20 protein-coding genes are annotated in these 24,281 nt (G+C 32.1%); 16 read left to right on the top strand and 4 right to left on the bottom strand.

All coding sequences use genetic code 11. The annotated features are described in order from the left end of the window. The 6 genes from ACWJJ7_RS14650 (at position 1) to rlmD (ending at position 10,261) form a co-directional block, all read left to right on the top strand. On the top strand, positions 1–1,305 hold the full coding sequence (locus ACWJJ7_RS14650) for a DRTGG domain-containing protein (RefSeq protein WP_462962739.1): 1,305 nt from the start codon (positions 1–3) through the stop codon (positions 1,303–1,305). Between the two features lie 45 nt (positions 1,306–1,350). Further along, positions 1,351–4,914, top strand: a complete 3,564-nt coding sequence (locus ACWJJ7_RS14655; protein ID WP_462965004.1) for a DNA polymerase III subunit alpha — start codon at positions 1,351–1,353, stop codon at positions 4,912–4,914. 309 nt (positions 4,915–5,223) lie between these two features. Continuing rightward, complete coding sequence (gene pfkA, locus ACWJJ7_RS14660; protein ID WP_462962740.1) at positions 5,224–6,183, top strand: 6-phosphofructokinase; 960 nt, start codon at positions 5,224–5,226, stop codon at positions 6,181–6,183. Between the two features lie 120 nt (positions 6,184–6,303). Next, on the top strand, positions 6,304–8,064 hold the full coding sequence (gene pyk / locus ACWJJ7_RS14665) for a pyruvate kinase (RefSeq protein WP_462962741.1): 1,761 nt from the start codon (positions 6,304–6,306) through the stop codon (positions 8,062–8,064). 290 nt (positions 8,065–8,354) lie between these two features. Continuing rightward, positions 8,355–8,714 carry a DUF1540 domain-containing protein gene (locus ACWJJ7_RS14670; RefSeq protein WP_462962742.1) on the top strand — a complete coding sequence of 120 codons (360 nt, stop codon included), beginning with the start codon at positions 8,355–8,357 and terminating at the stop codon, positions 8,712–8,714. Between the two features lie 155 nt (positions 8,715–8,869). Beyond that, entirely contained in the window at positions 8,870–10,261 is a 1,392-nt protein-coding gene (rlmD, locus tag ACWJJ7_RS14675; protein ID WP_462962743.1) for a 23S rRNA (uracil(1939)-C(5))-methyltransferase RlmD, read from the top strand. 166 nt (positions 10,262–10,427) lie between these two features. Here rlmD and ACWJJ7_RS14680 read toward each other — a convergent pair whose 3' ends face one another. Next, the gene (locus ACWJJ7_RS14680) at positions 10,428–11,024 is read right to left on the bottom strand and encodes a hypothetical protein (RefSeq protein ID WP_462962744.1); all 597 of its coding nucleotides are present in this window, start codon (positions 11,022–11,024) and stop codon (positions 10,428–10,430) included. A 217-nt stretch (positions 11,025–11,241) separates the two neighbouring features. Between ACWJJ7_RS14680 and ACWJJ7_RS14685 the strand changes: the two genes are divergently transcribed. From ACWJJ7_RS14685 to ACWJJ7_RS14715, 7 genes are all read left to right on the top strand, one after another. Continuing rightward, positions 11,242–12,492, top strand: a complete 1,251-nt coding sequence (locus tag ACWJJ7_RS14685; RefSeq protein WP_462962745.1) for a hypothetical protein — start codon at positions 11,242–11,244, stop codon at positions 12,490–12,492. A gap of 269 nt (positions 12,493–12,761) precedes the next feature. Next, positions 12,762–13,277: a signal peptidase I gene (gene lepB, locus ACWJJ7_RS14690; RefSeq protein WP_462962746.1), complete on the top strand. Its 516-nt coding sequence runs from the start codon at positions 12,762–12,764 to the stop codon at positions 13,275–13,277. A 471-nt stretch (positions 13,278–13,748) separates the two neighbouring features. Continuing rightward, positions 13,749–15,677 (top strand): OPT family oligopeptide transporter, encoded by a 1,929-nt coding sequence (locus ACWJJ7_RS14695; RefSeq protein ID WP_462962747.1) that lies wholly within the window; start codon positions 13,749–13,751, stop codon positions 15,675–15,677. A gap of 106 nt (positions 15,678–15,783) precedes the next feature. Next, entirely contained in the window at positions 15,784–16,137 is a 354-nt protein-coding gene (locus ACWJJ7_RS14700) for a PqqD family protein (protein ID WP_462962748.1), read from the top strand. Between the two features lie 26 nt (positions 16,138–16,163). Next, a complete protein-coding gene (gene pepV, locus ACWJJ7_RS14705; protein ID WP_462962749.1) occupies positions 16,164–17,555 on the top strand; it encodes a dipeptidase PepV in 1,392 nt (463 codons plus the stop codon). Between the two features lie 276 nt (positions 17,556–17,831). Then, positions 17,832–18,920 (top strand): mandelate racemase/muconate lactonizing enzyme family protein, encoded by a 1,089-nt coding sequence (locus ACWJJ7_RS14710; protein ID WP_462962750.1) that lies wholly within the window; start codon positions 17,832–17,834, stop codon positions 18,918–18,920. Positions 18,921–18,996: 76 nt separating this feature from the next. Continuing rightward, positions 18,997–21,168: a HelD family protein gene (locus tag ACWJJ7_RS14715; protein ID WP_462965005.1), complete on the top strand. Its 2,172-nt coding sequence runs from the start codon at positions 18,997–18,999 to the stop codon at positions 21,166–21,168. 72 nt (positions 21,169–21,240) lie between these two features. On the opposite strand, the gene ACWJJ7_RS14720 is transcribed toward ACWJJ7_RS14715, so the two are convergent. The 3 genes from ACWJJ7_RS14720 to ACWJJ7_RS14730 all read right to left on the bottom strand — a co-directional run bounded on the left by ACWJJ7_RS14720 (position 21,241) and on the right by ACWJJ7_RS14730 (position 22,683). Continuing rightward, on the bottom strand, positions 21,241–21,414 hold the full coding sequence (locus ACWJJ7_RS14720; RefSeq protein WP_462962751.1) for a hypothetical protein: 174 nt from the start codon (positions 21,412–21,414) through the stop codon (positions 21,241–21,243). A gap of 177 nt (positions 21,415–21,591) precedes the next feature. After that, positions 21,592–21,879, bottom strand: a complete 288-nt coding sequence (locus ACWJJ7_RS14725; RefSeq protein WP_462962752.1) for a DUF4363 family protein — start codon at positions 21,877–21,879, stop codon at positions 21,592–21,594. Between the two features lie 99 nt (positions 21,880–21,978). Continuing rightward, positions 21,979–22,683, bottom strand: a complete 705-nt coding sequence (locus ACWJJ7_RS14730; protein WP_462962753.1) for a DUF421 domain-containing protein — start codon at positions 22,681–22,683, stop codon at positions 21,979–21,981. A gap of 323 nt (positions 22,684–23,006) precedes the next feature. Here ACWJJ7_RS14730 and ACWJJ7_RS14735 point away from each other — a divergent pair, with 323 nt between their 5' ends. The 3 genes from ACWJJ7_RS14735 to ACWJJ7_RS14745 are packed head-to-tail and all read left to right on the top strand — an operon-like array spanning position 23,007 to position 24,265. Continuing rightward, a complete protein-coding gene (locus ACWJJ7_RS14735) occupies positions 23,007–23,483 on the top strand; it encodes a hypothetical protein (protein WP_462962754.1) in 477 nt (158 codons plus the stop codon). Further along, entirely contained in the window at positions 23,476–24,108 is a 633-nt protein-coding gene (locus ACWJJ7_RS14740) for an accessory gene regulator ArgB-like protein (RefSeq protein WP_462962755.1), read from the top strand. Before ACWJJ7_RS14735 ends, ACWJJ7_RS14740 begins: the two co-directional genes overlap by 8 nt. Positions 24,109–24,127: 19 nt before the next feature. Next, positions 24,128–24,265 carry a cyclic lactone autoinducer peptide gene (locus ACWJJ7_RS14745; protein WP_462962756.1) on the top strand — a complete coding sequence of 46 codons (138 nt, stop codon included), beginning with the start codon at positions 24,128–24,130 and terminating at the stop codon, positions 24,263–24,265. Positions 24,266–24,281 lie beyond the last annotated feature (16 nt).

Raw genomic sequence — 24,281 nt, forward strand, 5'->3', positions numbered from 1 at the left:
ATGTCAAAGCATGAAGAAGTTATTAATTATATTCTTTCCCTTTCGATTGGAACTAAAATCTCAGTAAGAGGTGTCGGTTGTAAATTAGGGATTAGCGAGGGTACAGCTTATAGAGCTATAAAAGAAGCTGAAACCCTAGGAATTGTTAATACCGTGCCAAGGGTCGGAACCGTAAGAGTTGAAAAGGTAAATAAAAAAAATATTGAAACATTGACTTATGCTGAAGTTATAAGCATCCTTGATGCAACGATTGTAGGCGGAAAAGAAGGCATAAATAGAAGTTTAAACAAATTTGTAATAGGGGCAATGGATGTTGAATCAATAAGTAAATATATAAGCCCAGGCTACTTGCTTATTGTTGGAAACCGCGAAGAAGCACAACAGCTCGCCCTTGAGAATGAGACCGCGGTACTAATTACTGGAGGGTTTGCTTGCAGTGAAAAAATAAAGGCCTTGGCAAATGAAAAAGGTATTCCTGTATTATCTTCAACATATGATACATTTACAGTAGCAAGCATGATAAATAAAGCTATTTATGAAAGCATGATTAAAAAAGAAATTATTTTAGTTGAAGATGTAATGGAAGTTGATGTTAAGTATTTAAAGGGCACCGATACTATTGCTACCTGGAGAAAATTAATGTTTGAAACTAATCATGAGAGGTATCCCGTTGTAGATGAGAATATGAAACTTATTGGTATAGTTACTTTAAGAGATTTGCAAGGACATGATGATGAAAATGAACTAATACATAAAGTTATGAATAAGAATACTATAAGTGTAACGCCCAAAACAGCTGTGGCTTATGCTGCTCATATTATGGGGCGGGATGGTATAAAGATTTGCCCTGTACTTAATAAGAAGAAGCTAGTAGGAGTTCTAAGTATAGAAGATGTTATAAAGGTGATAGAGTTTGCATTAAGGCAGCCACAAGTTGCGGAAACTATAGAAGATCTTATTTTAAGAAATTTCAAATGTTTACATGAGGGTGATGATTTACACTTTAATGGCCAGATTATTCCTCAAATGCTAGATCCTTTTGGTACTGCTTCTTGGAGTTCGCTTAATATGCTATTATCAACAATGGGTATAATGGCATTAAGACAGAATAATAATATTAATATTTCAGTAGATAGTATTATGGCATATTTTACGAAGCCTGTACAAATGGGTAGTGATATTGATATATATGCAAAAATTGTGGATAAAGGAAGATACTTTTCTAAGGTTGAAATTAGTATGTACAATGCATTTAAGGAACCTGTGGCAAAGGCTATGATTTCTGCAAGGGTATTTTGTAAATAATTAAATAGTTGAAGGGAAGTGAAAAATGTGAACCCAGAACTTAAGATAAAAGAAAAAGAAGACTTAGGAAGTTTCGTGCATCTTCATGTGCATACAGAGTATAGCCTGCTGGATGGTTCGGGAAAGATTAAAGATCTTATTTCTAAAACCAAGAAGCAAGGTATGAAGAGTATCGCTATAACAGACCATGGAGTAATGTATGGATGTGTGGAATTTTATAAGCAGGCAAAAGAGCAGGGGATTAAGCCTATTATTGGTTGCGAAATATATGTAGCAGCTAAATCTATGAATATTAAAGAAGCTGATAGGGAAAATAGTACTCATCATTTAGTACTTTTAGTCAAGAATTTATTGGGGTATGATAATTTGATGCAGATAGTATCGGCTGCCTCCATTAAAGGTTTTTATTATAAACCAAGGGTTGATTATGAATTTTTATCAAAGCATAGCGAAGGATTAATTGCAAGTAGCGCTTGTCTTGGTGGTGAAATTCAAAGCCTTCTTCTAAAAGATAATTATGAAAAAGCAAAGGTTATAGCGTTAAAATATAGTGAAATATTCAAAGATGGTTTCTACTTAGAATTACAATATCATGGTATGCAGGAACAGTTTAAGGTAAATGAGCTTTTAGTTAAGTTGTCAAAAGACACCGGAATTCCATTAATTTGTACTAATGATACTCATTATATTGAGCAAGAGGATTCTAAGGCCCATGATGTGCTCCTCTGCATTCAAACATCGAAAACTGTTGATGATGAAAACAGAATGAGATACCCTTCAGATCAATTTTATTTAAAATCTCCAGGGGAAATGAAAAAGACCTTTGCCTATGTTCCAGAAGCTCTTAGTAATACAGTCAAAATTGCAGAGCAGTGTAACTTTGATTATGAATTTCATGTATCAAAACTTCCCAAATTTCCGTTACCTCCCGGGGTAGACCCGTATGAATTTCTAAGAGAAAACTGCTACAAAGGTATGGCGCCGCGGTATAAGATATTTAGTGACGTAATGATTAATGGTTTTTCTATAGAAGGTATAAATAAAATAGCCGATGGAAATTCATTCGCTAAAGTGCACGTAGATAGACTTGAATATGAACTTAATATAATAAAACAAATGGGGTACGTAGATTATTTTCTTATAGTATGGGATTTTATAAAGTTTGCAGTGGAACATAATATTCCAACAGGCCCTGGTAGGGGATCGGCTGCAGGTTCAATAGTTGCTTATACCTTGGATATAACTAAGATAGACCCTATTAAATATAATCTTATTTTTGAGAGATTTTTGAATCCTGAAAGAGTTTCAATGCCAGATATAGATTCGGATTTCTGTTACGAGGGGCGCCAAGCAGTAATTGACTATGTTGTGCAAAAGTATGGATCTACGAACGTATCACAAATCATAACCTTTGGAACAATGGCTCCTAGAGCATGCATAAGAGATGTAGGAAGGGCAATGAGCTATTCCTATGCAGAGGTAGATAGAATTGCTAAGATGATTCCAACTGTGCTTAATATAACTATAGATAAAGCTATTGAGATGAATGCAGAACTACGAGTATTATATGAAGATGATAATCGCGTTGAAGCACTTATAAATATAGCTAAAGCGTTAGAGGGACTTCCAAGACATAGTTCAACTCACGCAGCAGGAGTAGTTATTGCGTCAAAACCTCTAGTAAGTTATGTTCCTCTACAAAAAAATGATGAAATGATAGTAACGCAATTTCCTATGGGTACCCTTGAGGAACTTGGTCTTTTAAAAATGGATTTTCTGGGACTTCGTACGCTTACAGTTATGAGAGATTGTGTAGACTTCGTTAAAGAAAATAGGAATGTAAGTATAGATATAGATGATTTAGACATTGAGGACCACAAGGTCTACAAGATGATCGGAGAAGGAAAGACTGTAGGGATATTTCAACTTGAATCTGCAGGAATGACTAGCTTTATGAAGGAACTAAAGCCAGACAATTTAGAAGATATTATTGCGGGTATAAGTTTATACAGGCCGGGACCAATGGCTGAAATTCCACGTTATATAAGAAATAAAAATAGCATGGATAAGGTGGAATATGAAACGGTGCAATTAGAAGAAATCCTAGGCGTTACATATGGTGTAATGGTATATCAAGAACAAGTTATGGAAATTGTTAGAAAGCTTGCTGGGTATTCAATGGGAAGATCTGATCTTGTCCGTCGTGCAATGTCTAAAAAGAAGCACAAAGTTATGGAAGAGGAGCGTTATAATTTCATCCATGGGATAGTGGACGAGGCTGGAAATATAGAAGTTGAGGGTTGTCTTCGAAATGGTATAACAGAAGCTGCAGCAAATCGCATATTTGATCAAATGATGGATTTTGCGTCCTACGCTTTTAATAAATCTCATGCGGCAGCCTATGCAGTTGTAGGATATGAAACAGCATATTTAATGTGTTATTATCCAACAGAATTTATAGCTGCTATGCTGAATAGTGTAAAGGGTAATAGTGAGAAAATAGCCTTCTATACTAGATATGCAGTGCAAATTAACATTGGAGTGCTGCCTCCTAGTATAAATGAAAGCTTTGCGGGTTTTACTGTAAAAGGTGATACTATAAGATTTGGTCTTACAGCTTTAAAAAATGTAGGGGTAAATGTGATAGATAGCATTGTGCAAAACAGAGAAGAAAAAGGCTATTTTACCGGTTTTATGGATTTTTGCAATAAAATAGATACTTCCTGCGTAAGCAAAAGAGCAGTAGAAAGCCTTATAAAGGCAGGAGCATTTGATGATTTCAAAATTCACAGGTCACAACTACTAGCAATCTATGAAAAAGTATTAGATGGAGTAAATAATGACAGGAAGAGAAATATCGAGGGTCAAATAAATTTATTTTTAGATTTCGAAAATACTTATAATAATTTCGAAATAGAGTATCCTAATATTAAAGAATTTAAAAAGAAACATCTTTTAGCTATGGAAAAAGAAATGACAGGGATATATTTATCTGGTCATCCACTGGATGAATATGAAGAGACACTTAAAATACAAACTAATACAAGAATTTCTGATATTGTTGCAGAGGAAAGCCTTGAAGAAAGCGATGACATGTTAGGTGAAAGCTTTAAACTTAAAGATGGTGATAAAGTTATTATTGGTGGTATAATATCATCTGTTAATAAGAAAGTTACGAAGAATAATGATATGATGGCTTTTATTAATTTAGAGGATTTATACGCAAGTGTGGAAGTAATAGTTTTCCCGAGGACATTTGAAAAATATAAATCATTAATGGAAGAGGATGAAATAGTAATACTAAAAGGTAGAGTTAGCATTCGCGAAGAAGAACAGCCAAAGATATTATGTGAAGATATTAAACCACTTTTAAAGATTAATAGTGAAAAAATTTATATCCTTATAGAAGATGAACTTATGATGAAGGATGCACTAAAAAAATTAAAACAGAATTTGTCTATTTATAGAGGGAATACTCCTGTATATCTTTGTACAAAAGAGCCAAGAAAAATGTACGCTGTAGATAAAGGGTTGTGGCTAAGTGAAGAAACAGATACTATGGAAGTTCTAAGAAGTATATTTGGAGAAAACAACATAAAAATGCAATAAATATTCCATATAATAGTAAAAAATGGGAGCGATATTTTTTTCTCCCGTTTTTATTCAATAAAAGGTTTACAATGTGTTAATACTATACCATGCGTTAAAAAAATATTTTTTTTTATATAAAATGTTGAATATTTCGAGAAATTTGTATAATATTAGACTATAAAGCTATTTTAAAATTAGTAATAATGTTTTTGTTTGGAAACATAAATATATTATAACTATAGTGGGACAATACTTGTCCCTCTGGTACAATAAGGTAACAATCAACAGTTGTTAGCTTAAACAGAGAACAACGAGGAGGTTATTTTTATGAAAACAATTGCGGTATTAACAAGTGGAGGCGACGCACCAGGCATGAATGCAGCCATTAGAGCAGTAGTTAGAATGGGTATATTTAAAGGCATAAGAGTTATGGGCGTAAAAAGAGGATATAGTGGCCTTATAAACGGTGAAATTTTTGATATGGATAGACATTCTGTTTCGGATATAATACATAGAGGTGGAACTATTCTTAGAACTGCCCGTTGTGAAGAATTTAAAACTGAAGCTGGAAGAGCAAAGGCAGTTAATGTATTAAGAGTATTTGGTATTGATGGACTGGTAGTAATTGGAGGAGATGGTTCTTTCAAGGGGGCACAACTTTTATCAGAAATGGGTATTGCAACTGTTGGTATACCTGGAACTATAGATAATGATTTGCCTTATAGTGAATATTCTATAGGATTTGATACAGCACTCAATACAGTACTCGATGCTATAAATAAAATAAGAGATACATCAAGTTCTCATGAAAGAATTAGTATAGTCGAAGTAATGGGAAGAAATTGTGGAGATATAGCCTTATACGCTGGTATTGGTGGAGGGGCTGAAGAAGTTATTATTCCTGAAAAAGGGTATGAAATAGATGGTTTATGTAAAACTATATTTGAAGGTAAACTAAGAGGCAAAATGCACAATCTAATAATCCTTGCTGAAGGTGTAGGTGGAGCAAATGAGCTTGCGAAGCAAGTTGAAGAAATAACAGGAATTGAATCAAGAGCTACAATACTCGGCCATATTCAAAGAGGTGGAAGCCCAAGCGCCTTTGATAGAATGCTTGCTTCAAGAATGGGTGTAGCAGCTGTAGAGGTTCTTATGGAAGGTAAGTCAGGAAGAGTAATTGGTATGAAAGATGGCAAAATAATGGATGAAGACATCAATGAAGCATTAGAAATACCAAGGAAATTTAATGAAAAATTTTATCACATTTCAAAAATTCTTTCTTACTAATCATCTCTTTCAGAGCTGTAATCATCTCTTTCAGAGCTGCGCATCTGCTAAGGGATTTAAATATAAGACAACTTAATAATGTATTAAATACAAAAAAATTAACAATAAAAGGAGTAGTTTATGAAAAAAACTAAAATTATCTGTACAGTAGGACCAGCAAGTGACAATAGTGAAACTATAAAAAGCTTAATCAATGCGGGAATGGATGCTTCAAGGCATAATTTTTCTCACGGAGATCATGCAGAACATAAGATAAGAATGGACTTAGTAAAGCAGTTAAGAACAGAACTTAATAAACATATTGCTATAATACTAGACACTAAGGGACCAGAAATCAGAACAGGAGATTTCGCAGCTGGTAAAGTTGAATTAAAGGAAGGCGCAAAATTTACTGTTGTTTGTGGTGAAGAAGTTATTGGAGATGAAACTATTTGTTCAGTAACATACAATAAATTATATGAGGATGTTAAACCTAATGATACTATACTAATAGATGACGGTTTAGTGGGACTTATTGTACAAGAAATAAAAGGTAAAAGAATACATTGCAAGGTTGCAAATACTGGTATGATAGGTAACCATAAAGGAATTAATGTACCTGGTGTTTCAATAAACTTACCTGCACTTACAGAACAAGATATGAGTGATTTAAAATTTGGAGCTGAGCAAGGTGTTGATTTTGTTGCAGCATCTTTTATAAGAAAAGCGTCAGATGTACTTGATATAAGATGTGTACTTAACGAAAATGGTGGCGGAGATATACAAATTTTCTCTAAGATTGAAAATAGAGAAGGAGTTAATAATATTGATGATATTATTAAATTCTCTGATGGTATTATGGTTGCAAGGGGAGATTTAGGAGTTGAAATTCCTACTGAAGAAGTTCCAATAGTTCAAAAAATGATTATCCAAAAGTGTAATGCTGCTGGAAAGGCAGTTATAACAGCTACTCAAATGTTAGATTCTATGATGAGAAACCCAAGACCAACTAGAGCCGAGTCATCAGATGTTGCGAATGCAATATTCGATGGTACAGATGCTATAATGCTCAGTGGTGAAACTGCCAATGGTAAATACCCTGTAGAAGCAGTAACGATAATGTCTAAAATAGCAGAAGCTGCTGAAAATGCTCTTAATTATGAAGAAAGTTTAAATAATAAGAGAAAATCTCATATTCCTAATGTACCAAATGCTATTAGTTTAGCTACTTGCAATACAGCTATGGAACTTAAGGCTTCAGCTATTATTACTGCAACCCAAAGTGGTAGTACAGCTAAAAAAGTTTCAGCTTATAGACCAGAATGTCCCGTTATAGCTGTTACTCCTTATGAAAAGATAGCTAGAAGCTTAGCACTAAACTGGGGTGTAGTTGCAATATGTGCAGAGAAGGTAGAATCTACCGATGAACTTATAGATAAATCTGTAAATATTGCTTTAAAAGCAGGTTATGTAGAAAAGGGAGACTTAGTAGTTATTGCTGCTGGAATTCCAGCAAATTATGTAGGTAGTACAAATATGATGAAAGTTCATATTGTTGGTGATATATTACTTCAAGGTAAGGGGAATATAAGTGCTTCAGCTTGTGGTACAGCTTATTATGTAAAAAGTGCAAAAGAAGCTAAAGACACTATGCGAGATGGAGATATTTTAGTAATGAAAACATTAAATAGAGAATATATTGACATATTAGATAGAGTTTCAGGAATTATTGTAGAAGAAGATGAATTAAGTTCAAGTGTTGTTATTGAATGTACATCAAGAGAAATTCCAATAATATATAATGCAATAGGAGCAGAAGAAGTTATTAAAACTGGTTCATTTATAACAATGGATGCAGCTAGAGGCATTGTGTATAGCGGTAGGGCTAATGTAAAAAACTAAAAAAAAGCGAGCTTATAGCTCAAAAGATTGTCAGGTAACTGGCAATCTTTTTTTAAAATTTCAATATACATGTATATTGAAAATAAATATGGGCATGATTACAAATATAAACAAAACAACATGGCAACTGATTTTTTTATGGCACCTATATGGTGCTTTTTTTTATCTATATTCTTCAAAAGTATTTAAATCATAGAAATATGAAATTTACTATTTTTCTTTTTCTTTTCTATAGTATAATAAAAGCAAAAGATGCAGATTATAATTAAAAATAAGTGGGAGGTATAAACATGAGCGGAACTTTAAGTTGCAGCGCAACAAGTTGTGTTAACAATATGTCAGGGATATGCTCAGCGAGGACTATCAATATTTTGGGGTCAAATGCCCATAGTAGTGAGGCGACACAGTGCGAAACATTTGCTGAAAAGGGATTAAAGAATTCATTAACTAATGTGCTTAACATGAATGTGGTTGGTGAATTTAAACAAGTATTTAATAGTGATTCTATAGAGATGAGTCCAGGTATTAGATGTGAAGCTACAAAATGTATGTATAATGAAAAAAAAATATGCGTTGCAGATAATATTATGGTGAATGGGATAGGAGCTTTAAGTAGTGAAAAAACAGAATGTGAGACGTTTAAAGAATAATAGGATTTTTCAAAATGTGAAGTGAGTGTTTTTTCAAGAATTATAAAATTAATAGGCACCTGGGGATAAATATACGAGCATAACTTGATTGCTATTTATTTTCATGTGCTTTAGTATAGAAAGATAGCTATAGGTAGAATTAGGGAGGAAGAACAATGAAAAGTAAGAGAAAGTTTGATAATTATATTATACCTGTTAAAAAAAATGAGGATTATATAATGACAATAGATAATATGGGATACGAGGGCGAAGGAGTAGGTAAAATAGATAATTTTACCGTTTTTGTAGCTGGCGCAATTATAGGCGAAAAGGTAAAAATAAAAATTGTTAAGGTTTCTAAAAACTTTGCTTTTGGTAAATTATTAGAGATAATTGAGGAATCAGCAAGTAGAATAGATCCAGTTTGCAGTATATATAAGAACTGTGGAGGCTGTAACTTACAACATATAGACTATAAGGCTCAATTGGATTTTAAAACTAATAGAATAGTACAGGTTATAAATAGGATAGGGAAATTAGAAGAGGTTATAGTGCATCCTACAATAGGAATGGAGCGTCCTTATAACTATAGAAATAAGGTTCAATTACCTATGAGCAATATAGATTCAGTAGTGAATATTGGTTTTTATGCGCAAAGAAGTCATGACATAATAAACATGGAAAATTGTCATATTCAAGACACAGTTGCGGATCTTGTGGTAAAGCTAACAAGGCAATGGATAAAAGAGTTTAATATTGAAAGTTATAATGAGGAAAATCACCAAGGTATTTTAAGGCACATTATGATTAGAAAAGGGATTAAAACAGGGGAAGTAATGGTGGTATTAGTTACTAATGGCAAAGAACTTCCTTATAAAGAAGAATTTATAGCATTAATAGGTAAAAAAATTCAAGGGCTTGTTAGTGTAATACAAAATATTAATAGTGAAAAAACAAATGTAATATTAGGACCACTTTGCGTAACACTATGGGGAAAAGATACTATAACAGATTACATAGGAGAATTTAAATTTGAAGTTTCTCCACTATCCTTTTTTCAAGTTAATTCAATCCAAACAGAAGTACTGTATAGTAAGGCACTAGAGTATGCAAATTTAAGTGGTGGAGAAGTGGTACTTGATGCGTATTGTGGTACAGGCACTATATCCTTATTTTTATCTCAGAAGGCTAAAAAAGTATACGGAGTAGAGATAGTACCTGAAGCCATTGAAAATGCTAAAATCAATGCAATAGAAAACAAGGTATGTAATACAGAATTTATAGTAGGGGAGGCAGAAAAAATTATTCCAAAGCTTCTTCATCAGGGAGTAAAAGCTGATGTTGTGGTAGTTGACCCGCCAAGAAAGGGTTGTGACAAAACTCTTTTAGAAGCTATTAGTAGCATGAAGCCTAAAACTATAGTTTATGTCTCTTGTGACCCAGGCACCTTAGCTCGAGATCTTGGGATTTTAGATGAACTTGGATATATTACTTTAGAAATCCAGCCAGTGGATATGTTCCCACAGACGGCGCATGTTGAGTGCGTTGCGAGGATAGAGAAGAAATAGGCTGGTAGCAAAGGGACTGTAGATAGATTTTACAAATCTATCTACAGTCCCTAAATTATTATATCTAATTTAAATATGCAATCAATTAAATAATATTGGTTTAAATCCTAAATAAGCTGCATCAAAACCAATAAAAGTAAACTTTTTTATATTAATTTAGTATTCGTTATTTACCAATAAATGTAGCCATTCCATTAGCTCCACTGTAAGGAGGTGCTCCTTTAACTGTTACATAACAAATTATTAGCATATACTCTGCTCCTTTAGGAATAAGTCGATTGAAAGTTAATGTAAATGTTCTTGCTGAGCCACTCTTTGGCTCTATTTTAACAATATTACCATTAAGTGAATTTCCAGCATTCACATTATCATTTCTCCCAAGAGTAGCTATACCTTTGGGTCTAGCATTCATTGTATCTTTGATCCAGTAATTGGTGGGCTTCATTCCTAGCATTACATCAACATCTCTATCGTAGCTAATTTGAATCTGATTAGGTGAGAGCTGTTCCAATTTTGCTAGCATTGGAATAGGAAATTGCATTTTATTATCAGCTTGCATATTCATCATAGGGGACATGCTTTGCATAACCATCATTTGATACATACTATGCATATACGTCATCATACAACTCATCATTGGATACATGTTTTGCATGCCTTTCATCATTGGATGCATGTTCTGCATGCCCGTCATCATTGGCATTCCGTACATATCACCCATTTGTGGCATACCTTGCACAGGATCTTTTAAATATGTTTTCAATAATTACACCTCATTAATAATTTTTATCTACATAAATATTATATGAAGGAAGCTAATACTTGTGATAACTTTAGATAATAAGCAAACTTTATTAACTTCTAAGGTTTCCATAAAAATCAATGGCGAATGTTATTTGTGATTTTATGGGTTGGATATGGTATAATATACAATAGAGACATACTTTACCATTATTTTTTTTATAAAAGGGAGTGATTAAATGCCGAACGTTAAAGAGATTAAAGTCGGAATAGGTTTTGCGACGGGAAGAAAGAGTTTTCAAAAGGTGCTGAGAACTAACATAAGCAATTGGAATGAATCTGGTTTGGTAGCAGATAAAAGGTTAAGTTTAAACCTTTTTGTTGCCTATGATCTTCATTATAATAAAACTGAAATAACTGATTACACAAATGTACATCCAGATTTGGTAAAGCAGATTGATAGTAGTAAATTTATTGGAAGCGTTGCTATAAAAGAAGAAATTGATTATTTAATTAGAGAAAACGTCATTAGTTTTGAGGAGACTCAAATGATTTTTGGCAAAGGATATGCAGCCAAGCGTAATGCTGTGTTATATAATGCTATAAAAAATAAAATGGATTATCTTGTTTTTTTGGATGATGACGAATACCCGATGGCAGTGACGAATACGCTTGATACTGCAATTTGGGGAGGTCAGTTTGTTTTGGCAGAACATCTTAATAATATCACTGAAGCAGACATCACCCACGGACATCACTGTGGCTATATATCGCCAATTCCATATATGGAATTTAATGACACTATGACCGAAGGTGATTTTAGGTCTTTTATTGAGGCTATTAGTAATGATATTATTAAGTGGGATAAATTAAAATCTGTTATGAAAAACGGTGGAATAACATATGCAGATACAAAGACATTGACTAGCCATGAGGCCAGAGAGGTAGAAGAAATAAACCATTCTAAATTCATCTCAGGTGCTAATCTGTGTATTAACCTAACTGAGCCTAAGCGTATTTTCCCTTTTTACAATCCACCAGGGGCTAGAGGAGAGGATACTTTTTTAAGTACATGCCTAAGTGAGAGAAAAGTTTTGCGTGTGCCATGTTACACATTCCATGACGGATTTTCTACATATAATCACCTTTTAGAAGGCGTTCTCCCAATTCGATTGAAGTTTATAAAAGCTGATACGGACAAGGTTAAAACTCGCTTTTATAATGCATGTATAGGTTGGATTCGTTATAAACCATTACTGCTCTATATAACGCAGCCAGATCATTACGAGGAAAAGATTAGAGAGATGAGGGAGAAGCTGAGAGTAACATTGCCTAAAATCAGTGCTTATTTTGGAAAGCCTGAGTTTATTAATGTCTTGGCAGAACTCGAGAAATACAATAAAAATGTAGAAAAACATTATGCTGAATTCATTGAAACACAACGTATTTGGGCAAAAATCATGGGACATTTTGCGCATCGCATGGAATAGTAAATGAAGTAGTTAAAATTACAGCTTCGCAGAAGATTATTTAACATATATTGACGTCAAATTTGGAGGAGTGACTTTTAATAAGTCAGCTTCTCTTTTCCCCTTTATATATCAAATCAATATGGTATAAATTGTATATTTAAAACACTGAAAATTTACCGGTTGCAGCTCCGCAGGAGAGGAGTTAACAAGGAAATAAATTTTAACTACTGATATATTGCAAATATTGTGATAAGATATGAATGTGTTAGATTTCGGAGGGGATAATTATGGACTTTATAAAAAAAATATTTCAAGATTGGATAGTACCTATAGTAGTGGCTGTTATAATAGCATTTGTAATACACAAGGTTATTTTCTTTAATGTAACTGTTCCGACTGGATCTATGCTACCAACAATACATCTGGATGATAAGATTTTAGTAACAATAGTTCATAACAAAAATAATCTTAAACATGGAGATATCGTAGTATTTCATTCTGATGAACTGGGTGAAGATTTAATAAAGAGGCTTATTGGACTTCCAAATGATATAGTAGAAGTTAAAGAAGATGGATCTGTATATATAAATAATAAAAAAACAAATGAAAGTTATGTTGCATATCCAGGCGGTAAAACAGGGAAATATAAAGTGCCAGCAGATAGTTATTTCTTTATGGGTGACAATAGGATAGATTCTCTAGATGCAAGATATTGGGATAACCCTTTTATACCTAAAAAAGATATAATGGGTAAGGCAAGAATTATAATTAGTCCGTTTAGCAGATTTGGTAAATTAAAATAATAAAATAGCAGTATATAAATGCAAGTTTGTATATCTGCTATTTTCATTTTTTGGAAATTAATTAGATAGGAATTTATATTATAATCTAATAATTGAATTTAGTATACCTTTATCTAAAGGGGTTTGCAATAAAAAAATCATGGTAAAGCTTTACATTGCCTAGCAATATATTTGGTAAAAAAATATCAATATTCTTTTGTACTTTAAGAAGTAATATATATTTACATTAACGAAATGTTTGAAAATGAATAAAAAAGTTTGTACAGTTTCAAAAGCCATATTAAAGTATCAAATTGTAGTGATATGTTAAGCTAAAGCGAGTATTTTGTAGGGATTTAAGTGAAAAATTATTAAAATGTGAAAATTTCATTAAATACGATGAATTTTCATATTTAGTTATTATTAGAACATATGGTATTATGAATTATATTAATAGATTATTAACATATATAATCAAAAGGAGGATATATCATGGCCGAATCAAAAAAACTGTCTCATACAGCTTACGGTGGTATTAAAGGTAAGGATTATTTACCATTTGTACCAGCGAGCCAAGCAATGCCAGAACTTACGGCAATATCCATAATAATGGGTATGTTATTTGCAATGATATTTGCGGCTGCAAACACTTATTTAGGACTTAAAGTAGGTATGACAATTTCAGCAGGTATTCCAGGAGCGATTTTGGCTACGGGAATACTTAAAGGTGCATTTAAAAGAAATAACATATTAGAAGCTAATATGGTATCTTCAATTGCTGCTATGGGAGAATCGCTAGCAGGCGGAATTATATTTATACTTCCAGCAATTATACTTTGGGGTATGGAATTAAAACTCTCTACTATAATTGTTGTAACATTACTTGGAGGACTTTTAGGAGTGCTATTTGTTACACCTCTACGACGCTTCTTAATAGTCGAGGAACATGGTACCCTTATATATCCAGAAAGCATGGCAGCTGCCGAAGTTCTCGTAACTGGTAGTGAAGGTGGTTCAGGATTTAAGGCAGTAATGACAGGACTTGCAGGAGGAGCAATTTTCAAATTATTCTCTGGTGGATTTAAATTTTGGGTTGAAGAAGCTGAATGGACTATAAAGCCAATGCAATCAACATTATTTGGTGTTGATACATTAGCATCTCTTATAGGTGTTGGTTATATAGTTGGAGTTCAAGCATCACTTTATATGTTTGGTGGTTCTTTAATAGCCTGGTTTGGACTTATGCCACTAATAATGTATGTTGGACATGGTTTACAATCACCATTATTCCCATCAGTAAAACTTATTAGTGAAATGGGAGCATGGGATATTTGGAGTAATTATATAAGATATATAGGTGCTGGTGCCGTTGCAGCAGGTGGATTTATAAGTCTTGGAAAATCAGCTCCAACAATCATTAAATCTTTTAAATCAGCTATGTCTGGTATTGGAGCAGGTGGGATGAATACCCAAAAAAGATCAGATATTGAGGCACCAATAACTTGGGTTGTAGGTGCAGCGGTATTAGTATTCTTACTTTCATGGTTATTACCAATAATTAATGTTGGTATAGTTGGTGGAATACTTGCAGTTGTATTCTCATTCTTCTTTGCAGTTGTATCAGCTAGAATGGTTGGTTTAATTGGATGTTCAAATAACCCAGCTTCAGGAATGACTATAGCTACATTGTTATTTGTAACATCAATATTAAAGCTTACAGGTAACGTTGGTGATAAAGGAATGGTTGCGGCTGTTATTATAGGTGGTATAGTTTGTGTTGCTATCTGTGTTTCTGGTGGTACTGCACAAAGTTTAAAAACAACTTATGTTATCGGTGGTACACCAAAGAGTGTTCAAATTGGTATGTATTTAGGAATAGTTGCAGCAGCAGCAGTTGCTGGTGGAGTATTATTAATGCTTAATAGCACATACGGTATAGGTAGTAAAGACGTTGCTGCACCTCAAGCAACATTAATGTCAATGGTTATCAAAGGTGTAATGACTGGTGAACTTCCATGGGCTCTAGTATTTGTTGGAGTTACAATTGCAATATTCTGTGAAATGGCAGGTATTCCAATACTTCCAGTTGCACTTGGAATATATTTACCAATACATTTAAACTCAGCTATTCTTTGTGGTGGTATTATTAGAATATTAGTTGAAAAGAAATTCAAGAAAGACGAAGAAAAACAAAAGGTACAAGTGGAAAAAGGTATACTTCTTGCATCAGGACTCGTTGCAGGAGATGCCTTAATGGGTATAGTTGTTGCAGGAGCAGCAACAGCGAAGCTTGATATAGGATTTGGAGCGAAGTTATTCCCAGGACTAGCCGCAAGTAACGCATTCGCTGCAATAATGTTCTTGGGATTAGGATTATGGATTTACATGTTTGCTACAAAAGTGGACAAAAACACTCTTTAATGTTAAAATTAGACATGGTAAACAATATTTAACTTAACGAAAAAAAATAAAGAAAAAATATAGTTAAGAGCCACTGTGGCTCTTAACTTCTTTGTAGGAGAAATGTATGTTTAATAAAAAAAACAAAGAAAAATCACAAGAAAACTTTTTGATGTATAGACCGTTAAGAAAGATTGAAAAATGGTCTGTAAGTGATAAAAAAGTAAAACTGTTTTTTTACCATAATAAACCAGTAGAAAAATTTGTGAGATGGCTCATAAAAAAACCAAAAGTTAATGATATAGAGCTTGATGAAATGGGTTCTATGGTTTGGCAACTTTGTGATGGTACTAAAACTGTTTATGATATAGCTTTAGCTCTGGTCCAAAAATTTGAGGATACTGAGGAGAATGCTATTAATAGGTTAATTATGTTTCTAAGGTATTTATCTCAAAAAGGATGGATTACCTTCGAAAAATAAAAATAAATAAATGGAGGGAAACGGATATGGAATTAAATAAATTAATTGACGTTATGAAAGAGGATATTGTTAAGTCCACTCAAGAAATAATAAGAATTAAGAGTGTAGAAGGTGAAGCTAAACCAGGAATGCCTTTTGGAGATGGAGTAGCTAAATCACTAGAATGTGCTTTAAACACTGCAAAGAATTTAGGCTTTCATACAGTTAACTTAGATGGTTATGTTGGATATGCAGAATATGGACAAGGTGAAGATTATGTTGTAGCATTAGGTCACTTAGATGTAGTTCCTGAAGGCGAAGGATGGATTCACCCACCTTATGCTGCAGAAATTCATGATGGAAAAATGTATGGACGTGGAACTACAGATGATAAAGGACCAATAATGGCAACGCTTTATGGATTAAAAGCGATTAAAGATGCGAAATTGCCTATATCTAAAAGAATTAGAGTTTTATTTGGAACTAATGAAGAAACAGGAAGCAAGGAACTTGAATATTACTTAGAAAAAGAAAAAGCACCAGTTGCTGGATTTACTCCAGATGCAGAGTATCCAATAATCAATGGAGAAAAAGGTATAACTATTTTTAACATTGTAAAAGATTTTAAAATCAAGAATAAGGGTGAAAACTTTATAAAGTATATTAAGGGTGGTCAAGTATCTAATATAGTACCTGATTATTGTGAGGCAGGAATTGTAGCTACTGACGCACAAAGTATAGTTAAAGCATTAGGTGCTTTTATAAAAGATAATGGGTACAAGCTTTCAGCAGTAGTTAATAAAGACATGGTAATAATTAAATCTATAGGTGAAGCAGCTCATGGGAGTTTACCAGAACTTGGTAAAAATGCCATAATGCAATTATTCGCTTTCGTTGGAACATTAGAACTTGGTGCAAACGATGCGTCAGAATTTGTAGAATTTTTAAATAAAAATATAGGTATGGAAACACACGGAGAGTCTTTTGGAGTTTGTCTTGAAGATGAGAATTCAGGCAAGTTATCATTTAATGTGGGAGTTGTAGATATGGATGAAAATTCAGCTACGATGACTTTAAATTTAAGATATCCTGTAACAAACAAATTAGAAGATATGATGAATCCATTTAATAGTAAAATTGACGGAACTGGAATAAGAGTAGAAAAATTTGAACATCAAGAACCATTATATTTTTCACCAGATAGTCAAATTATTAAAGCACTTCAAAAGGTTTATACTGAGCAGACTGGAAAAGAAGCTAAATTAGTATCCATAGGTGGAGGCACTTATGCTAAAGAAATGCCTAATACTGTAGCCTTTGGACCAATGTTCCCAGGAGAACCAGATACTATTCATAAAAAAAATGAATTTATCACAATAGATAATTTAATTACAAATGCTAAGATATATGCTCATGCATTATATGAACTTGCAAAGTAAATAACTTTAGACATGCATCTTAAAAACAAGATGCATGTCTAAATAGAAGTAAATAAAAATAGAATAACTCTAAGGTCTATATCTTATAAAATAAGATATAGACCTTAGTTTTTTTACAAAGACAAATAGTAAAGAATTTATAAAAAAGTAATGGAATTAAAGTAGATATAGAGGTATAATGAAATATTGTACTGTTAAGAATTTACTTCTTATTGTATAAATAGGTTAAGTAGGTTAAATACTATAAAAATATTAAACTTTTAGTGAGGGATAATTATGAAAATACAAGATATAAGGATAGGTAAGATTAATACTCCTTTGAGACAACCATATAAAGTAGGGAAGAGACTCCTTAATTTTTCTGATGAAATAGTTATAAAAATGGTTACAGATACAGGGGAAGTAGGATATGGTAGTGCATCCCCAACACCTTTAATAACTGGGGAAACAGAGAGTTCAATTATTGGAGCAATAAAGTATATTAAACCTGAAATTATAGGTTTAGATATTGATAATATTGAAGGAATTATGAAAGTAATTCATAGTTCTATTCACGGAAATAATAGTGCTAAGGCAGCTATTGATGTTGCTATATATGATTTACTTTGCAAAAAATATGGAGTGCCACTTTATAAATTTTTGGGTGGATATAAAACTTCATTAACTACAGATATTACAATAACAAATGATACAGTGGAACAAATGGTAACAAAATCATTAGAAGCTGTAATGGCTGGTTATACTTATTTAAAAGTGAAAATTGGAAATGATATGGCCCGTGATATAGAGAGGGTAAAAGCAGTAAGAAAAGCAGTAAGGCGGGGAATAAAAATAAGAGTAGATGCTAACCAAGGTTGGAGACCAAAGGAAGCTGTAAGTACTATTAGAAAATTTGAAGATATGGGTTTAGACATTGAGTTTGTTGAGCAACCAGTTAATGCTTGGGATATAGATGGACTAAAATATGTAACAGACAATGTGGAAACGAAAATTCTTGCAGATGAAGCAGTTTTTGGTCCATCAGATGCCTTTAAGATAATTGAAAAAAGAGCAGCAGACCTCATAAGCATAAAGCTTATGAAGTGCGGTGGTATAAATAATGCAATAAAGATATATAATATGGCAGAAAATATGGGTATAAGATGTATGATGGGATGTATGCTAGAAAGTAGAATAGGCATAACAGCAGCAACGAGCTTTGCAGCATCAAAATCCAATATGATTAAAGCAGATCTAGATACTATGTTGCTATTTGAACATGATTCAATAATTGGTGGCGCATGTATCACAGGGAATACGATAACTATTAATGATTCTCCAGGTCTTGGTATTATAGATATTATTGGATGGAATGAAATTTTTTAAATGTATAGATGTGTAATGCACGAAAAAATATAATCGTTAAAATGGGGTGGTAGTTTTGAATAATAATGAATATGATATGGATGCTAGTTTAATAGAAGTTGAATTAAAGAAACAATTAGAATTTAATATAGAAAAAGAAAAATTAGATGGCATTATTAAAATCATTAGTGAAGAAATTCTAAAGTATATCCAAAAGAGAAAGGAAATTACAAAATATATTTTAGAATATAGGAAAAAAGTGATTGAAGACTATAGAGATGATGAAGATATGGTAATAGAATATTTTGATCATGAGGTATATGTAAAGGAAGAAGCATATAAAACTATTGATAGAAGAGTTAGGGAGTTAACTGAGCTTAAAAACTCTCCTTATTTTGGAAGAATTGATTTTTCAGAAGAAGACTATGGTATTAATAAAATGTATGTAGGAAGGTTTGGAATTACTCCAGAGAATATATATGAACCTTTAGTAGTAGACTGGAGAGCCCCCGTTGCATCTTTATTTTATACCGGGGCTTTAGGGGAAGCTTCTTATGATGCTCCTAAGGAAAAGATACTAGTAAATATTTTAGCTAAGAGGCAATTTATTATAAAAAAAGAAAAGCTTATGGGCATGTTTGACTCAGCACTAGATGTAAAAGATGAGATACTTCAAATGGTGCTTAGTACCAATGCATCAGAAAAACTGAAAGATATAATAATGACAATACAAAAGGAACAGGATGATTTAATAAGGCAACCAAGAACCAAAACTATTGTAGTTGATGGCGTTGCTGGTAGTGGAAAAACTACTATTGCTCTTCATAGGGTAGCATATTTGCTTTATAATTATAGAAAAATACTCCAAGACAAGGTTCTAATATTAGGGCCAAATAAGGTATTTATGGAATATATATCTTTAGTGCTGCCAAGCCTTGGAGAATCGGGAGTTAAGCAAACAACATTTAGAGATTTTGCCTTTGACATTTTAGGGTTTATGGAAGTAATGAGTCTAAAAGAGTACATGGAAAGAGTGCTTAGTGGAGAAAAAGAATTTGCTCAAGATATTATGTATAAAAATTCTATGGAGTATAAAAACTTTCTTGACGCCTCAGTAGAAAAATTAGATAAAGAATACTTTAAAATAGAAGATTTATTTTTTATGAATGAGATGGTATTATCTAAACAAGAAATAATGGAAATGTTTTATAATCACTATAAAACTATGCCTTTATTTAGAAGAAGCAAGAAAATCAAAAGAATTATTTATTCTAAAATTAGAGATGCTAGAGATGAGAAAGTTAGATTTATACAAAAAGAATATGAAAAAAATGTGGTAGAGTTACCTGAGGAAGAAAAGGATTTTAAAATAAATGATTTAGAATTTAATAGAAGACTCAAAATTAGAGAAGTAATTAAAGAGACATTATCAGTAAAAAGAAATCTTACCTGGATTGAAAATGGAGACTGTGTTGATTTATACAACGAAATAAATGGACATAAAACATTAACAGAAAATGATTTAGGTGGTATCTTATATTTTAAAATTAAGCTAGAAGGGATAAAGATTTCTGAGGAAATAAAACATGTAGTAATAGATGAAGCTCAGGATTATAATGAACTTCAATTCCTGGTAATAAAGGAATTAACAAAGTGTTCTTCCTTAACGATAGTTGGAGATAGCAATCAGAGACTGATTCCATATGATGGGTTGCTACCTATGCATGATATAAATAACATACTTCCAGAGTGTAATGCTCAGGAGTTTAGACTAAATACCAGCTATAGATCTACAGTAGAAATTATGGAGTACGCTAATAAATATTTGCATGCAGATCCTATTGTTCCCATAGTACGTAATGGTGAAGTGGTAAAAGAAAAATTAATTTCTGATAAGGATGAACTTAAAAGTTTTATGCTCCAAAAAATTACTGAGTTTAAAAGTAAGACTTATGAAAATATTGCAATTATCTGTAAAAATATAAGTGAAACAGAAAAAATCTTTGATTTAATTAACAAGGATGCTAATGTCAAGATTATAAATAAAGAAAACGCAGTGTATCATAGTGGAATCGTTGTTCTTCCATCATATTTTGCTAAGGGACTTGAGTTTGATGCAGTTATCATGATACTAGATGAGTCTAGTGGTGTGAGTGAACTTAAAACAGAAGGTTTGCAGGGAAAATATAAGCAAGAGGATAAACTTAGGTATGTGATGGCAACTAGAGCATTACACGAACTTCATGTGGTTTTAAAAAGTTCATTTTAAAAGTTCATTCGAAATTTTAACAAGAGAAAAAAGAATGAATATAAATGGGGACGGTTAATAATTATTTATATTTTACTTTTGGTACAAGTTTTCTATGAAAACTTGTATCTTTTCATTATTATTGCATTTAAGAAATAAATACTTTTCCTTATCTGCAGCATCTCTGAATAAAGTTACCTCACTGATGCTTTTGCATATAATATGAAATATCGATTCATTTGTTTTTACTCTTGCCTTTCTTGGCATAAAAAATCACTCCTCTTAATAAACTTTTATTTAAATTATTGCCTACGAGAACGGGATGATATTCAAATTCTTAAGCCAATAGTTCAAATAGTTGTTAACCGTCCCCAATTAAAAAAACAAATAGTTGTTAACCGTCCCTGTTAAAATAAAAAAAGATAATACCTAAGGGTTTAGGTATTATTTTGTTAGTTCATCCCAATTTTCAATAATTTCATTTAATTCGATCAAGGTACCAGCTTTATCCTCACTGGCTATGGAGCCTCTAAGGCTGGCGATGTTTAAACTTATATTATATAGTTCATCTCGTTCAACGCTAAATTGAATTCGAGGTATGATTTTTTTCCAGGCAGTATCAATACTAACGATATCTTGCTGTAGCATATCCCATTTTTCAGATTTTGCATGTTCTATAGATAGATTTACAAAAGAAACTACATCTTCTGAAGAATTGCGAGGCTTTTTCAAAAAATTACCGCCTAGCATTATTAATACAAAGACTGTTAAACTAACTATTGGTATAGCGTATGATATAAATTTTTTCATGAGTTTAAGCCCCTTTATCTGCTATTTATTATTTTCTTCTATATCATCTTTATAAAGATCTATATGTAAGCCGCTTGTTGCATTATAGATAGCTAAAAATACTTCGGAAACATCATTAATACCTTTCTTTTTTAGTTTAGTCATTAGCCACTTTTCATTCCTATTAATTTTATCTAAGTTATCTTGCAAAATAGATCCATCGTAAATTACTTCAAAATCTATACTAGCAGGGGTAGTTTTAATTTTCAAATCCTTTGGCGACACGGAATCACATTCAGTTTTTTTTAAGATGGAAAGTTGCCCACCTTTTTCGAGTATTGCATAAGCTACTTCGCTTAAGTCAAAAACATCTTTATCTCTTAACTGCGATAAAAGGTCACCTATAGTGTAACGAAATTTTTTCATGGATTTCTCAAGTACTTTTCCGTTTATAATAACAATGGTAGGTTCACCATCTAGGTATTTTTCAGCAACCTTTGAATTAACGGTTATTAATTGCAGAATAAAGCATAATACAGCCCAAGTAAGCAGACCTACCCAATGAGGCCATGCTCTACTAGTTAAATCTGTAGTTAGAGTGGAAGCTGTGGAGCCTATAGTTATACCAACAACATAATCAAAAAAAGTCAGTTGACTAATCTGCTGCTTTCCAAGAATACGAGTAAATATTAATAGGGTAAAAAATCCGATGATTCCTCTAACTAGTACTATTAGACCTTCATTCACGAATACCATCTCCTCTCAATGATAGTATATCCATATCTTATATTTATATTTATTTTATTGGAATTTATATTTATTCTAGAGTAGATTTAACGACATTTCAGCTTCGCAGAAGATAATTTAAACTTAATATGGGATATTCTACGCTTTTATGTAGAATATTGACATAATTTAGATCATGAAAATTGATGCTAAAATTGGTGGGAAAAGTTATAATAATAGTAGAAATAAAGTAAGTCTAGGATAAATATGTATTAAAATGTAAAACCCGAGGAGCTTAGAATTTAGAACTTAGAATTATACAAAAGCAAAAGGGGGATAATATCTTGTTAAGAATATCTTTAATAGAATTCATTTTAAGAACTATTCCTGAGTCATTTTTAATTGTATTGGCAATCTACATATTGAATTATAAAAGAATTGATCCAAGAAGGTATATAACGTCTAGTGTGCTTATATCTATAAGTACATATCTAGTAAGAATGTTACCTATTAATTATGGGGTTCATATTAATATAAATATAATAATTTGCATTTTAATAGTTGTATCGATAAATAAGATAAGTATTAGTAAAGCTATCTCTTCAGTGTTAAAAGTTGTTATTACAATATCTATATGTGAATGCTTAAACACTGCTTTATTGGATAAAATAATGAAGCTTGACATTCAAGTAATATTGAATGTACCAGTTAAGAAAATGTTATATTTGGCACCTTCTATGATGATGTTTGGCATTATTATTTTATTATTTTATAAATTTCAGTTTAAAACTAGAATAGAGGTATCCAACATTTATGATTGAAAATATTTCCAAAATGATTAGTTTTAAAATTGCTTCAAGTTTAAAAATGGACAAGGATCAGGAAGAAATTATTACTTATGGAGCCTTTAATTTGATTCAAATACTTTGGTGCATAATTTTAGTAATAGTGTTTAGTATTGTTTTTGAAGTTTTAGAAGAGGCATTAATAATAACATTTACTATTAGTTTACTAAGAAAGTATTCAGGCGGGACTCATGCTAGTTCTCCCAATCGCTGTGCTATAATTGGAACAATAGTATCTGTAGGGTTTGCATTGATTGTACAACGAGCATTTAGTAGATTTAATATCCTAGCGGTAATTATTTTAGGAATAATAAGTTTAATGTTTTCTTATTATACTGTTTATAGGTTTGCACCTGTGGATAGTCCAGCAAAACCTATTAAAAAACTTGAAACAAAACAACGTTTAAAGAAATGTTCTATTATTGTATTAAACATATTGTTAGGACTTATTATGATTTTAGTATTCTTCTATATTAAATATAGAAGAAGTAGTTTACTAAATATCATTGAGTGTATATATTTAGCTGTTTTATGGCAGTCATTTACATTGACAACTTTAGGCCATACTTTATTCAATAAAGTAAAGCTTGTTTTTGAATAGATTATAAGGAGGATATATAATGAAAAATAAATTTGAAAAAAGTATAGTAACATTAAGTGCTACGGTACTTACGACATTTGCAAAGAGAACATCAGCATCAGCATGTACTTTTAGTTTCTATCAACCAAAGGAGCCAAAATGTCTTAGAGAAAAATAAAAATTTAGCAAGGATA

This window comes from Clostridium sp. CM042, from assembly GCF_055080995.1.

Excerpts from the sequence above, each read along its gene's own strand:
- ACWJJ7_RS14650 (WP_462962739.1), top strand. The coding sequence starts at position 1 with ATGTCAAAGCATGAAGAAGTTATTAATTATATTCTTTCCCTTTCGATT.
- lepB (WP_462962746.1), top strand. The coding sequence starts at position 12,762 with ATGGACTTTATAAAAAAAATATTTCAAGATTGGATAGTACCTATAGTA.
- ACWJJ7_RS14670 (WP_462962742.1), top strand. The coding sequence starts at position 8,355 with ATGAGCGGAACTTTAAGTTGCAGCGCAACAAGTTGTGTTAACAATATG.
- pfkA (WP_462962740.1), top strand. The coding sequence starts at position 5,224 with ATGAAAACAATTGCGGTATTAACAAGTGGAGGCGACGCACCAGGCATG.
- ACWJJ7_RS14745 (WP_462962756.1), top strand. The coding sequence starts at position 24,128 with ATGAAAAATAAATTTGAAAAAAGTATAGTAACATTAAGTGCTACGGTA.
- ACWJJ7_RS14720 (WP_462962751.1), bottom strand. The coding sequence starts at position 21,414 with ATGCCAAGAAAGGCAAGAGTAAAAACAAATGAATCGATATTTCATATT.
- pepV (WP_462962749.1), top strand. The coding sequence starts at position 16,164 with ATGGAATTAAATAAATTAATTGACGTTATGAAAGAGGATATTGTTAAG.
- ACWJJ7_RS14695 (WP_462962747.1), top strand. The coding sequence starts at position 13,749 with ATGGCCGAATCAAAAAAACTGTCTCATACAGCTTACGGTGGTATTAAA.
- rlmD (WP_462962743.1), top strand. The coding sequence starts at position 8,870 with ATGAAAAGTAAGAGAAAGTTTGATAATTATATTATACCTGTTAAAAAA.
- pyk (WP_462962741.1), top strand. The coding sequence starts at position 6,304 with ATGAAAAAAACTAAAATTATCTGTACAGTAGGACCAGCAAGTGACAAT.
- ACWJJ7_RS14700 (WP_462962748.1), top strand. The coding sequence starts at position 15,784 with ATGTTTAATAAAAAAAACAAAGAAAAATCACAAGAAAACTTTTTGATG.
- ACWJJ7_RS14685 (WP_462962745.1), top strand. The coding sequence starts at position 11,242 with ATGCCGAACGTTAAAGAGATTAAAGTCGGAATAGGTTTTGCGACGGGA.
- ACWJJ7_RS14710 (WP_462962750.1), top strand. The coding sequence starts at position 17,832 with ATGAAAATACAAGATATAAGGATAGGTAAGATTAATACTCCTTTGAGA.
- ACWJJ7_RS14715 (WP_462965005.1), top strand. The coding sequence starts at position 18,997 with ATGGATGCTAGTTTAATAGAAGTTGAATTAAAGAAACAATTAGAATTT.
- ACWJJ7_RS14740 (WP_462962755.1), top strand. The coding sequence starts at position 23,476 with ATGATTGAAAATATTTCCAAAATGATTAGTTTTAAAATTGCTTCAAGT.